General features: G+C 58.8%; 1 pseudogene. It reads right to left on the minus strand.

What is annotated here, in order from left to right:
* Window positions 1–182 (minus strand): annotated as a pseudogene (locus SB717_RS35210) (hypothetical protein); the annotation flags it as partial.
* Between the last annotated feature and the right edge of the window lie 97 nt (window positions 183–279).

The following is a 279-nucleotide window of genomic DNA, read 5'->3' on the forward strand; positions in this document are numbered from 1 at the left end:
GGGTCGACGAACATCGTGCGCCAGCCTGTTTCGTTAGGGGGCACGGCATTGCCCTGCGTCATTGCGGCATTACCCGAACCGGGAAAGCTGGCTGGCACAGGTGGTATTGGGCGCTCCAGTTTGGGCGCCATTGAGCAGGCGGACAGGCAGCCGATCATTGCGATTACCACGAAAGCACGCATGATCATTTCTCCTCACCGATCTGCGATAAGGCAGTGCTGCGTCGCGCACGCCAGAGCTGAAACCGTTCTTGGAATCCCATCACGATCACGAAGAACG

The organism is Priestia sp. SIMBA_032, assembly GCF_046535215.1.
Taxonomy (GTDB): domain Bacteria; phylum Bacillota; class Bacilli; order Bacillales; family Bacillaceae_H; genus Priestia; species Priestia aryabhattai.